This window comes from Protofrankia sp. Cas8 (assembly GCF_963555845.1).
Classification (GTDB): Bacteria; Actinomycetota; Actinomycetes; order Frankiales; family Frankiaceae; genus Protofrankia.
In genome coordinates this window covers 1-11694 of sequence record NZ_CAUVXI010000159.1, presented here as the reverse complement: position 1 = coordinate 11694, position 11694 = coordinate 1, and the positions used below count along the sequence as shown (strand labels likewise).

The following is an 11694-nucleotide window of genomic DNA, read 5'->3' as shown; positions in this document are numbered from 1 at the left end:
TGTTACAAGGGGGAGATATACTGTGCGCACAAAGTTATCAATGACCATGGGCTTGGCGGGTGTGCTCGCACTCACGCTGGTTGCATGTGGGAGCAGCTCGACCGGAGACACGCCCAAGGCAGTCGTTACCGCCACGGGCAGTCAGCCGACCGGCGAACCGATCAAGCTGATGGTCATCGTCCCGCTGTCCGGGCCGTCGGAGGCGTTCACCGACATCCCGCCCGCGGCGAAGGCGGCCGTGGCCGCGATCAACAAGGCGGGTGGCGTCAAGGGGCGACCCTTTGAAGTCACCATCTGTGACGATCAGTTCGATCCGAACAAGGCCGCCGACTGCGCGACCCAGGCGGTCAGCGGAAAATACCTGTTCGCAACCGGAGTCTCCCCGAACGGTGACCGCTACATGCCGATCCTGGAGAAGGCGAAGATCCCGGTAGTCGGTGCGACCCCGAACAGCGCAAGCGAGCTGAAGAGCCCGTACTCGTACCCGTTCCTCTCCGGTGTCATCGAGGTTGCCGGTGGTGGAACCGCCTGCGGCAAGCTCGGTAAGAAGACCCCGGGGGTCGCTGTTGTCGACATCGCGGCCGGCCGCAACTCGGCCTCGCTGTTCGACGTCGGTCTCAAGCCGTACAACCTGCCGGCTCCCAAGAGCGTCTTCATCCCGCCGACCGCCACCGACTTCACGACCTACGCAGCCAACATCAGTAGCGCCGACTGCGTCGAGGCCGTGCTCGGTGGTGCCTCCTTTGAGCGACTGACGCAGGCGATGCGTCAGGCCGGCAACAACGCGACCGTGGCCTATGGATCGGGACAGGTCAGCCAGCAGCGAATCGACCGACTGGGCGCGGCTGCCACCGGCATGGTCCTCGTCGCCCAGAACCCGGCGGTGACCGATACCACCGTCGCCGCGGTGAAGAAGTTCCATGACGAGTCCGTCGCCTACGGTACGGCCGAGAAGGAGCTGACCGACGAGGGTCTGGTCATATGGGGGGCCACCCACCTGGTAGCCGAGCTCGCCGCCAAGCTGACCACGATCGACGGCGAGAACCTGGCTCAGGCACTCAATACGGCTGGTGATATCGACTACCCGCCGCTCGCCAAGGTCAACTTTGCGAAGCCTGTTCCGCTCATTTCGCCGGACAACCGGATCTTCTCGACCGATGTGCAGTTCTCGGAGGTCAAGGACGGCAAGCGCGTCCCCCTCTTCGACGGCAAGACGGTCAACGTTCTCAACCCGTCCTGACACGTCGCTGGCCGGGCCACGCACAGTGGCCCGGTCGGTTCGACGTACCCAGTGAGACCGGACCTCCGTCGCGACGTTTTCGTGTTCACAGCAGGTCCCACAGTGCCTACGATGATGGCATGTCAGCGTGGCTCTGGTGGTTGGTGATCGCCGGAGTCCTCGGGGTCGGTGAGATGCTGACGCTGGCCCTGATCCTCGGGATGACGGCGATCGCGGCGCTCGTCGCAGCGATCGTGGCGGGCGTCGGGGGCGGTCCTCTCGCCCAGCTCGCGGCGTTCGCCGCTACCTCCGTCGCGCTGCTGCTCGGGCTGCGGCCCGTCGCGCGCCGCCACCTGACCCAGTCGCCCGCTGTCGCGACGGGTATAGATGCGCTGATCGGTAAGGTCGGCGTCGTTCTGGAGTCCGTCGACGGCGCTGACGGTCGGGTCAAGATCGGCGGTGAGGTGTGGTCGGCACGCGTGACGATGGCCGGCCAGACACTCGAACCGGGCACCAGCGTCCGCGTGCTGCGCATCGACGGCGCGACCGCAGTCGTCCACCCCGCCGAATTGTGGACGTAGTGACGACCGGAGGCGCTGATGCGATGAGGATGCCGTGAGGTACTCAGGCATGACAGCGGGGCCGTTCTGATGGCCGGGCTGATCGTGGCCGCTGTGGTCGTGATCGTACTGGTCGTGTTCCTCGCCCGAGCCGTCCGGGTGGTACCGCAGGCCCGCGCGGTCGTGGTCGAGCGCCTTGGCCGCTACCACCGGACCCTCGGCCCAGGCCTCGCCATCGTCATCCCCGCGGTGGACCGGATCAGGGAACGCGTTGACCTGCGAGAACAGGTGGTAACGTTTCCGCCGCAACCGGTAATCACCGAGGATAACCTTGTCGTCAGCATTGACACCGTCATCTTTTTCCAGGTCACCGACCCGCGGGCGGCCACCTACGAGATCGCTGATGTGATCCGCGCGATCGAGCAGCTCACGGTCACCACATTGCGTAACGTGATTGGCAGCCTTAACCTGGAGCAGACGCTGACGTCCCGCGATGAGATCAACACCCGATTGCGGGGTGTCCTCGACGAGGCGACCGGTAAGTGGGGCATCCGGGTGAACCGGGTGGAAATCAAGGCAATTGAGCCGCCACCGTCGATCCAGGACTCGATGGAAAAGCAGATGCGTGCCGAGCGGGACCGACGGGCGGCAATTCTGTCTGCCGAGGGCGTCAAGCAGAGCGAGATTCTGCGGGCCGAGGGTGCAAAACAGGCTGCGATCCTGCGAGCCCAGGGCGAGCGGGAAGCGAAGATTCTTTCTGCCCAGGGTGAGGCCCAGGCCATTGCCACGGTGTTCCAGGCGATCCATGAGGGCAACGCGGACCGCAAGCTCCTTGCTTATCAGTACCTGCAGACCCTGCCGCGCCTGGCGGCGGGTGACGCGAACAAGGTCTGGATCATTCCCAGCGACCTGACGAGGGCGTTCGGGGGGCTCGGCGCGTTCAGCGGGTTGGTCGACAGCCCCAGCCAGTCCGACGGTACTGGCAAGTCCGAGGTGGAAGACGGTGCTTAGAGCAGCGCCTGACTGGTCGTAGCCGTCATCTCAAGCGGAAGCAACGCCGGCCGGGTTGTGCTTGGCCGTGGTGGGCATGGCGGCTAGCACCGTCTTTGCTCGTGATCGCACTGTTTCCCCTGGCGCGACCGTTTCCCTGTCGGGAACCGTTTCCATTACGGCTATCGTCGCCTTCATGTTGAAGTTTCCCTTGCGTGTGACACGGGCTCGTCTCGCCTCCGGTGTGCTCGGCCTCGCAGTCGGTGTTGCGCTGCTCGCCACCTGTGGTCCGGGCGGTGGCGGTGCCGGGCCGGCGACCGCGACGCCGACGGCCACGGCGGCCGGAAAGCTCAAGGTGGTTGCGACCACCACCCAGGTCGCCGATTTCGCTCGCGTCATCGGCGGCGACCGGGTGCAGGTGACCCAGATCCTCAAGCCCAGTGTCGACCCACACGACTACGAACCGTCGCCGGCGGATGTCAAGGCGATCGGCGAGGCGAACGTTCTCGTGGCCAACGGTGTGGGTCTGGAGAAGTGGCTCAACAGCGCGATTTCGTCCGCGAATTTCAAGGGCACCCGGGTGGAGGCCAGCGCGGGCGTGAAGATTCGTGGTGACAACGGCGTAGACGAAGGCTTTAGCGGACTTGATCCTCACATCTGGCACAATCCGCTGAACGTCAAGATCATGGCTGCCAACATTCAGGCTGGGTTCACCGCCAGGGATCCTTTCGGGGCGGACACCTATGAGGAGAACCTGGCCGCATACACCATCAAACTCGACGCACTCGACGCGGACATCGCACGGCAGATCAACTCGCTGCCTCCCGCAAACCGCAAACTCGTGACCAACCACGACGCCTTCGGCTATTACGTCGACCGGTATCAGCTGACCTTTGTCGGGTCGATCATTCCAGGTTTCGACACGTCAGCGGAACTGTCCGGCCGGGATGCCGACAATCTCGTCAGCGAGATCAAGAAGACCGGCGCCAAAGCGATTTTCTCTGAGTCGTCGCTGCCGCCGAACACGGCCGAGACGATCGGCCGGGAAGCTGGCGTGAAGATAGTGGCGGGGGAGGATGCCCTCTACGGTGACACGCTCGGCCCGCAGGGCTCGGCCGGCGCGACGTACCTGCAGATGGAAGAGCACAACACTAAAACGATCGTCGGGGCGCTGATGTGAGGGCACAGATCCACGCAGCTCATCCAGACCGCAGTGGCTGTCGTGGGGGGCGTCGGTGGTGCTGCTGGCGTTGCGTGAGGAGCTGCTGGTGCGGGCGTTCGACCCGCAGGCGGTGCGCCAGCCCACCGCCTGACAACTCGTCGTCACCCTGGCTGGGCGGGGCGCTCGAAACCCGCCGCAAAGGCCGAGACATCTCTACTTCACGGTCCTCGCAAGGATGCCGAGGGTCGCGCGCAGGGCGGCTTCGGGGATGACTGGGAGGATGCCCGTGTCGCGGTACTGCTCCCCGATCTGGCTCCAATCGTAGTATGACGTCACCAGGGTCCCGGTCGCGCCGGCCTCGAGCCGATACCCATAGAGGTGTCTGATCGGAGGCTCAACCACCCCGGAGACGGTCCACTCGATGAGGGCGTCCTGCTCGAACCGGGTGATGATCACCGTGACGTCGTACTTGCCTATCGGGTAGTCATTGAGCGACTCTCGATCCATGTGCACGACGAACTCGTCGCCCACCTGCCGCACATGGTCGCCGTCCGCGGACTGGAGCATCCCGGAGCTGTCGATTGCCACATGCCCGTTGGGGTCGCACAGCAGTGCGAAGATCTTCGCTGCCGCCGCCGCGATCTCCCGCTGCACTTCGAACCGCTCTGTCGCCATATCGCCTATCTTGACACGCCCGGGTGGGCTCCGGCGAGGGCGCAATCGCCTCGGCGCAGGCCACAGGTGCCTCCGGCGGCTCGACGAGACCGCCCGGCGCGTACGGGGCGACAGAAGCATCTGATTTTCAGATAGCATGGAGACCATGCGAACCATCACGGCGACCGAGGCGTCTCGGAGGTTCTCGGACCTGCTTGACGCGATCGAGGCCGGTGAAACCATCATTATTACACGTGGTAATCATCCTGTTGCGGAGATTGGGCCGGCGCGTCGAAAGACTGGCGCTGATCTTCGAGCTGCGCTCGTCGGCATCAGGCCGCCGGACGACGCCTTCGAGCAGAGCGTCGCGGCGGCGGTCGGTTACCTGAGGGCGGACGAGGGTGACCCATGGGCCGCCGCCTGATCCTCGACACCAACATCCTGATTGCCTACGAAAGAGGAGCTATTGATCGGTCCGCCCTGGACGATGACGAACTCGCAGTCGCGGCCGTGTCGATCGCTGAATACCGCGTCGGGATCGAGCTCGCCGACACCGTAGTCAGAGCCGCCGATCGTTCACGATCGTTGTCCGCCATGACGTCCGTGCTGGACGTACTCGACTACACAGAGAGCACGGCCGTTTATCATGCGCGCCTCATTGCGGCCTCGCGGCGGATCGGACGCCATCGCGGCGCCCACGATCTGATCATCGCGGCCCATGCGGCCGAGACTGGACGGATCATTATCAGTCATGATTCCAAGGCACGCTTTGCTGATCTTCCAGATGTTCTCGCGCTGGAACCGTAGGCGTCCATCGCTTCGCGGCCGGAGCGAAGTGACCGAGGTCTCAACGAGCGTGGCAAAGGTGTAGTGGGTGGCTAAAGGTAATCGAAGCTACTCCCAGAGTAATGATAAATAGATGTTCGATGCGGCTGTAGGCGTGCCAGGCTCGAGCCCATCACTCATTACCCTTGGTCATCAATCCGTCCTGCAGTCGGCAACTTCCACATGAGAATCTCGATCGTCAGCCACTAATTCATCAACACGGCGATTTACTGCAATCACCTGGCTACATCCTGGTGAATGTCTACCGCGTGGCCACGCAGGATCTTCCTCGGATGTGGTCATGATCCGGCAGAATCCGCTGGCAAGAACCGTCGAACGCGACTGCGGGTCGACCTGGGTGGCCCACGAAACGCTGTTTCTTTGCCGCTCAAACGGCGTCGCCCGGGTCGAGCGGCAGTGGATGCGTTGATTTAGCTGTCCAGAGACAAAGGCCGTGGCTCCTGCTAGCATCGGCCGCGGACCGCTTTTTCCGGGGGGACGTCACGACATGCACCATTCAACTTGGGTTTGGCGTGAAGATCTTTCGGCGACCGGTGGGGGCCGGACTCCGGTAGGTCACATGGAACGCATTTGCAGAACGTACTACATCGATCGACAGTACGTAACCAGGAGCCGATTCGTCGACCGATGGAGTGGGGAGCGCGTGGGGGGATGACCTGGAAGTGGCCGTTCTTGGGGGTTGGCTACATGGCGACAAGGTCGGCTCGTGGCGGCGTGACCGCGTATCCATGCGTCGCGTGAACGTCGCGATCGCCGGCGCTGCAATGGTTCTGGCTGCTTCGGCATGCGGGTCATCATCTGGATCAACAGCCACGGCCGGGCCGCAGGCACGCGCAACCGTGTCCCTCGCGGGCCGTCCGCTGACTCCTGCGGTCGTCGCGCCGACCACTCACCTCATCGACACGAACGGATCTCCATTCGATGTGCGGTCGGAAACCGCGGGCAGGCTGACGTTCGTGTTCTTCGGCTACACCCACTGTCCGGACGTCTGTCCGACAACGGTAGCCGATATCGCCGCGGCTCTCAACCAACAGACTCCGGCCGTTCGAGCAAGGACCACTTTGGTCTTCGTCACGACAGATCCTGACCGTGACTCACCCCAGATCATCCGCCAATGGCTCAACCAGTTCGATGCCTCCTTCATCGGTCTCACCGGGAATTGGACGGACATCGCAGGCTACGCCACTGCTCTCGGGCTCCCGACCATCCGCCCTGAGCAGGCACCTGACGGGAGCTGGACGGTGGAGCACGTGTCTCAGGTGACCGCCTTCAGTCCGGACGGTACAGCACGTGTGGGATATCTCGCGAACGCAACCGTCGCCAACTATTCACATGATATTCCCCTTCTGCTTGAAAACCGAATGTAGTCGGCGTCCCCTCGTACATACCTCACGTTCGCCGAACATGTACGTGTGGTCTGTTGCGGAGGAGCTCCGAAGCACGAGGAACGCTTGCACAAGTGGCCTGTGAACACACCCGTGGCGGAAGTCGCCGCGGGCCGGCCTGAACTGGGAACTGGTCCGGGATCTTCTATCTGCTAACACCTCGCAGTCGAACCATCCACCACGAAGTCCGGTAGCTCACCACCCGATCACGGGTTGTAGTTGATGCCCGCAATGTGAAAGGAACGATCTTGCTGTCTGCCCTTGTCTCGGCAGCAATCGTTGTCATCGCTCTCACGCTGTTCGCGACGTCCGGCGCCAATCTGTGGTGGATGCTCTACGCGTGGCGCACGCCCGAGACCTACCAGCAAACCTTCTACCTGCCGGCCATCCGCGAACCCGCCCACAGTTTTTCGATCATCGTTCCCGCCCGCCACGAGAACGAGTCGGTCCTTCGAGCGACAATCGCTCGTCTCGTTGATCAGACACACCCACGAGTAGAGATCGTTCTGGCCGTCGGCCACGATGATCCCTCGACCGTGGCGGTGGCCCAGAAGATCGCAGGTACCTATCCGGGCCTGAAGATCTCAATCAACGACTCGGAGGTCAAGAACAAACCACGCCAGCTGAACACCGCCTTGGCCGACTGTACCGGAGACATTGTAGGAGTCTTCGACGCGGAGTCCCTGGCGGCCGCCGAACTGCTCGTCCATGTTGATGAAGTCTTCCAGGCGAATGATGCCGATGTCGTTCAGGGCGCGGTCCAACTCATCAATTTTCAATCCAGCTGGTACTCGCTCCGTAACTGCCTGGAGTACTACTTCTGGTTTCGCTCGCGGCTGCACATGCATGCCCAGAAGCAGTTCATCCCGCTCGGTGGAAATACCGTCTTCGTCCGTAGGGCACTCCTCAACGAAGTAAACGGATGGGACGGCGACTGCCTCGCTGAGGACTGCGACCTCGGCGTTCGCCTGTCCGCACTCGGCCGCAAGATCAGTGTTGCCTTCGACCCCCGTCTGGTCACCCGGGAGGAGACGCCAGACTCGATATACGCCCTGGTGAAGCAACGGACCCGCTGGAATCTCGGCTTCATCCAGGTGCTCTACAAGGGCGACTGGCGAAGGCTGCCGACGCGCCGGGCGCGAAACCTGGCCCGATTCACCCTCCTGCAGCCCATGAGCCAGGCGTTCTCGGGGCTGGTGCTCCCGGTGGCTCTGCTGACTGCCGTCATCGGCGACTTTTCCATGGTCATTACACTGATATCGTTTCTACCGACCCTCCCGACGGTTGGCATGCTCGGGTTCGAGGTCGTCGCTCTCCGGGCGTTCGGGCAGGACTACGACTTTCGCATCCGGATACGTGACTACGCCCGCCTCGTGTTCTTCACGCCTGCCTACCAGTTGGTTCTCTCGTGGGCGGCCGTCCGATCGGCCTTCCGTTTCTTCGCCGGAAACTTCGAGTGGGAGAAGACAGCTCACGTCGGCGCCCACCTGAGCACACCCGCAATCGCCGACGACGCAGTCAGGAGGATCTGAACGTGTCCACGACCGCAGTATTACCACAACCGGTCGTGACCGCCGTCCGAACACCTGTGGCAGCGGCGATCCGGCCCCGGTGGAGTTGGTCGGACATGACCATCATCGCCGCGCTCATCACGATCATGACTATCGCCTTACTCGTCAACCTCCACGGTTACCCGACCGTCCAGGACGACGAGGGAACGTACCTCTCGCAGGCTGAATGGGTGCGGGCACACGGCTCGCTGTCACCGTACACCTACTGGTATGACCACCCGCCGTTCGGCTGGATACAACTGGCCGCATTGTCCTGGATCCCAATTTTCCATGGGGGTCCGCTGACCGTTGCGGCCGGGCGTGCCATTATGGTTCTCTATGCAGACGTGGCCGTCGTGCTGCTCTACCTGCTGGCGCGTCGGCTGCGGATACGTCGGCCCTTCGCCGTCCTTGCTGTGCTCCTGTTTATCTGCTCGCCAATCTCCGTGACATTCCTCCGCCAGGTCTATCTGGACAACCTCGCGATTCCGTGGCTCATCGCGGCCTTCTACTTCGCCAGCACTCCCCGCCGGCATCTCTGGCACTACGTGCTGGCCGGGGTCCTGCTGGCAGGTACTGTGCTGACCAAGGAGACCACCGCGATACTTCTGCCGGCCGTGGCGCTCGCAGGCTGGCAGTCCAGTTTTGAGAAGACCAGGGCCTTCGCCTCCGTGGGATTCTGGTTGGGTTTCATTCTCATCTGTCTGGTCTATCCGCTGATGGCCATCCTCAAAGGTGAGCTGTTCGCCGGCCCGATCCATGTGTCGCTGCAGGCCGCGATGAGTTTCCAGTTCATGGATCGGGCGGGTTCGGGCTCGGTGTTCGATCCGTCCGCGTCAGCCCACGCCACGGTGTCCGGCTGGCTGCACCTCGACAAGTGGTTGCTCATTCTGGGCGCGCTCGCCGCCGTCCTCGCGCTCCTCGTCCGCCGGCTGCGGCCGATCGGGCTGGTGGTGGTGCTGCTGGGGTTCACCCTGTTGCGAAAGGGTTATCTGCCACAGATGTTCATCATCGTGGCGTTGCCCTTTCTTGCACTGTGCGTGGGCGGGATGGCCGACCAGGCCTGGTCGCTCGCCCACCGTTTCGCCAGGCCCGTGCGGTGGTTCGGTGAGGGCGGCCTGGTCGTGGCGCTGACCGCTGGCATTCTGGTGCTCGGACTCGCCTGGCAGCCGGGGATCTCCCGAGCCTTCACCGCGTCCAACAATGTTGAGCATGCCGCCGCGGTGGCCTATCTGCGGAGCCCCACAATTCCAAGGGACAGCCGGATAGTCGTGGATAACACGATGTGGCAGGACGTCTACCACGCAGGTTTCTCCTCGCCTTGGCGCACGATCTGGTATTACAAAATAGATCTTGATACTGCGGCAAAGGACGAGCTACCGGGAGGCTGGCAGGACCTGGACTACGTCGTCCTCACGCCATTCATGCGGCAGGACATCTCTACACTCGGGCTGACGATTATGGCCACTGCGGTCGAACACTCGCAGGTAGTCGCGCGTTTCGGTACCGGCCCGACCGCTGTTGAGATCCGAAAGGTGCTCAAATGACTTGGCAGCGTAACCGGACAGTGGCGCCGAACGGATGGTGGGTAGTCGAAATATGCCTTCCAGCTCGGTATGAGAACAACCGGAACTGGGGGTAGCGTGAGCCGGAGAATGAAATCGTTGGTCCCGGCGGCTGGAATCGTTGCCGGCGCCGTTCCAGCCGCGCGGCGGGAGCTGGAGCCTGGTCCGGTTGCGCAGCAGTCTGTGCTTGCTGGACCTGCCGGGCCACGTTCGGCGGTGGAATCCAAAGTACGGCCACAGTTGACGGTGATCGTGCCGACGAGAAACGAAGCCGCCAACGTCGTCGCGCTCCTGAACCGGGTCGACGCGGCGCTCGAGGGTATGGACGCCGAAGTTCTCTTCGTGGACGACTCCACCGACCGCACCCCACAGACAATCGAGGCGGTCAGGCAGGGTTTCAACGTGACGGTGCGGCTGTACCACCGTTCACCCGACCTGCGCTGGGGAGGGCTCGGTGGTGCCGTCGTTGACGGATTCCGCCTGTCGCGTTCTCCTTATGCGGTCGTGATGGACGGTGATCTCCAGCATCCGCCGGAGGCACTGCAGACGTTGTATGACGCCGCGGTTGTCAAGCAGGCGGACATGGTCATCGCCAGCCGGTACCGCGGGGACGGGGACGCGGCGGGGCTGGCCAGCGGTGTGCGTAGGTTCGTGTCATCCGGTGCCAACCTCGTTTCCCGGCTGGCTTTTCCCCGTCGGTTGCGGGGCGTAACCGACGTGATGAGCGGATTCTTTCTGGTCCGGGTCGACGCGCTCCGCCTCGACCAGCTTCAGCCCAGCGGTTACAAGATACTGCTTGAGCTTCTCGTTCGTACGGATAAGGTCACCGTGGCGGAAGTCCCGTACTCCTTTGCGGAACGGCATGCGGGTGAGTCCAACGCCTCTGTATTCGAGGGGCTGCGTTTTATCCGGCATCTGTTCTGGCTCAGGGTCCCGCGAGCGGCGCGCTTTGCGCTGGTCGGAGCCACGGGTCTGATACCGAACATTCTCACCACCGCGGTTCTCGCCGCCGCCGGGTTGCACTACATCATTGCCGCCGTCGTGGCCACGCAAATCGCAAACGTGTGGAATTTTATTGGCTGCGAGTTGCTTGTCTGGCATGATCGAAAAGGCTCCTGGCGGCGCCGGATGGCCCCATTCATGTTGCTCAACAGCTGCGATCTGGTCTTCCGGTTGCCGCTGCTCGCCTTCTTTGTGGAGAAGTGGGGGCTCGGTGCCGGCACCGGAACTCTCCTGACCCTGGTCGTCGCGTTCGCGCTGCGGTTCCTACTCATTGACCGGTTGGTATACAGGAATCGGGCTGAAAACTCTCCGGCGCGTCGACCGGACACGACGACGGTGGTCGAGCCCGAAGCGGTCGACAATGTGCTTGTCGAGCATTCGGCATGAGTCCTCGTGCTTGTCGAGCATTCGGCATGAGTCCTCGGAAGGCGGCCAACGGAGATCATCCTGCGGTCGTCGCCAACTCGTTTCAGTTGGCGGGGAACGGCACCGTAATTTTCGGTGTGTATCGGAACGGATGCAGCTCCGCTGCTTTTGGAGACGTCGACAGAGAAATTCTGGAGAAGGTGGTCCTCAATGACGAGTGCTAAGGATGCCGGCGGCTGTCGCCGGTGGCGGCGCAGGTGGGGCGGACAAACTGTCAGGCCGTTTGGGATGCTCGCCCTGATGGTCATGTTCGTGGCCCTCCTGGCGCCGGCGTTGACGTCGTCTCAGGCAGCGCTGGCCGATGCGACCAATATGTTGCAGAACGGATCCCTGGA

The 11694-nt window shown here is 62.9% G+C and carries 11 protein-coding genes; 10 read left to right on the top strand and 1 reads right to left on the bottom strand.

Annotated features, from left to right (window positions below; all coding sequences use genetic code 11):
- The first annotated feature begins 40 nt into the window (after window positions 1-40).
- The 4 genes from U9977_RS19660 (at window position 41) to U9977_RS19645 (ending at window position 3949) form a co-directional block, all read left to right on the top strand.
- Window positions 41-1240 (top strand): ABC transporter substrate-binding protein, encoded by a 1200-nt coding sequence (locus U9977_RS19660; protein WP_322750751.1) that lies wholly within the window; start codon window positions 41-43, stop codon window positions 1238-1240.
- A 119-nt stretch (window positions 1241-1359) separates the two neighbouring features.
- The gene (locus U9977_RS19655) at window positions 1360-1800 is read left to right on the top strand and encodes an NfeD family protein (protein WP_322750750.1); all 441 of its coding nucleotides are present in this window, start codon (window positions 1360-1362) and stop codon (window positions 1798-1800) included.
- A gap of 69 nt (window positions 1801-1869) precedes the next feature.
- Entirely contained in the window at window positions 1870-2790 is a 921-nt protein-coding gene (locus U9977_RS19650) for an SPFH domain-containing protein (RefSeq protein ID WP_322750749.1), read from the top strand.
- A gap of 175 nt (window positions 2791-2965) precedes the next feature.
- Complete coding sequence (locus tag U9977_RS19645) at window positions 2966-3949, top strand: metal ABC transporter substrate-binding protein (protein WP_416210701.1); 984 nt, start codon at window positions 2966-2968, stop codon at window positions 3947-3949.
- A gap of 195 nt (window positions 3950-4144) precedes the next feature.
- Here U9977_RS19645 and U9977_RS19640 read toward each other — a convergent pair whose 3' ends face one another.
- The gene (locus U9977_RS19640; protein WP_322750748.1) at window positions 4145-4606 is read right to left on the bottom strand and encodes a polyketide cyclase; all 462 of its coding nucleotides are present in this window, start codon (window positions 4604-4606) and stop codon (window positions 4145-4147) included.
- 145 nt (window positions 4607-4751) lie between these two features.
- Between U9977_RS19640 and U9977_RS19635 the strand changes: the two genes are divergently transcribed.
- The 6 genes from U9977_RS19635 to U9977_RS19610 all read left to right on the top strand — a co-directional run bounded on the left by U9977_RS19635 (window position 4752) and on the right by U9977_RS19610 (window position 11320).
- Window positions 4752-5009: a type II toxin-antitoxin system prevent-host-death family antitoxin gene (locus U9977_RS19635; protein WP_322750747.1), complete on the top strand. Its 258-nt coding sequence runs from the start codon at window positions 4752-4754 to the stop codon at window positions 5007-5009.
- Window positions 4994-5392, top strand: coding sequence for a type II toxin-antitoxin system VapC family toxin (locus U9977_RS19630; RefSeq protein ID WP_322750746.1), 399 nt, complete (start codon window positions 4994-4996; stop codon window positions 5390-5392). The genes U9977_RS19635 and U9977_RS19630 overlap by 16 nt, the downstream gene beginning before the upstream one ends.
- Before the next feature lie 878 nt (window positions 5393-6270).
- A complete protein-coding gene (locus U9977_RS19625) occupies window positions 6271-6798 on the top strand; it encodes an SCO family protein (RefSeq protein WP_322750745.1) in 528 nt (175 codons plus the stop codon).
- Between the two features lie 266 nt (window positions 6799-7064).
- Window positions 7065-8348 carry a glycosyltransferase family 2 protein gene (locus U9977_RS19620; protein ID WP_322750744.1) on the top strand — a complete coding sequence of 428 codons (1284 nt, stop codon included), beginning with the start codon at window positions 7065-7067 and terminating at the stop codon, window positions 8346-8348.
- A 95-nt stretch (window positions 8349-8443) separates the two neighbouring features.
- Window positions 8444-9913: an ArnT family glycosyltransferase gene (locus U9977_RS19615; protein WP_322750743.1), complete on the top strand. Its 1470-nt coding sequence runs from the start codon at window positions 8444-8446 to the stop codon at window positions 9911-9913.
- 69 nt (window positions 9914-9982) lie between these two features.
- On the top strand, window positions 9983-11320 hold the full coding sequence (locus tag U9977_RS19610; protein WP_322750742.1) for a glycosyltransferase family 2 protein: 1338 nt from the start codon (window positions 9983-9985) through the stop codon (window positions 11318-11320).
- Window positions 11321-11694: the final 374 nt, after the last annotated feature.

Excerpts from the sequence above, each read along its gene's own strand:
- U9977_RS19660 (WP_322750751.1), top strand. The coding sequence starts at position 41 with ATGACCATGGGCTTGGCGGGTGTGCTCGCACTCACGCTGGTTGCATGT.
- U9977_RS19640 (WP_322750748.1), bottom strand. The coding sequence starts at position 4,606 with ATGGCGACAGAGCGGTTCGAAGTGCAGCGGGAGATCGCGGCGGCGGCA.
- U9977_RS19645 (WP_416210701.1), top strand. The coding sequence starts at position 2,966 with ATGTTGAAGTTTCCCTTGCGTGTGACACGGGCTCGTCTCGCCTCCGGT.
- U9977_RS19610 (WP_322750742.1), top strand. The coding sequence starts at position 9,983 with ATGAGAACAACCGGAACTGGGGGTAGCGTGAGCCGGAGAATGAAATCG.
- U9977_RS19615 (WP_322750743.1), top strand. The coding sequence starts at position 8,444 with ATGACCATCATCGCCGCGCTCATCACGATCATGACTATCGCCTTACTC.
- U9977_RS19635 (WP_322750747.1), top strand. The coding sequence starts at position 4,752 with ATGCGAACCATCACGGCGACCGAGGCGTCTCGGAGGTTCTCGGACCTG.
- U9977_RS19650 (WP_322750749.1), top strand. The coding sequence starts at position 1,870 with ATGGCCGGGCTGATCGTGGCCGCTGTGGTCGTGATCGTACTGGTCGTG.
- U9977_RS19655 (WP_322750750.1), top strand. The coding sequence starts at position 1,360 with ATGTCAGCGTGGCTCTGGTGGTTGGTGATCGCCGGAGTCCTCGGGGTC.
- U9977_RS19630 (WP_322750746.1), top strand. The coding sequence starts at position 4,994 with ATGGGCCGCCGCCTGATCCTCGACACCAACATCCTGATTGCCTACGAA.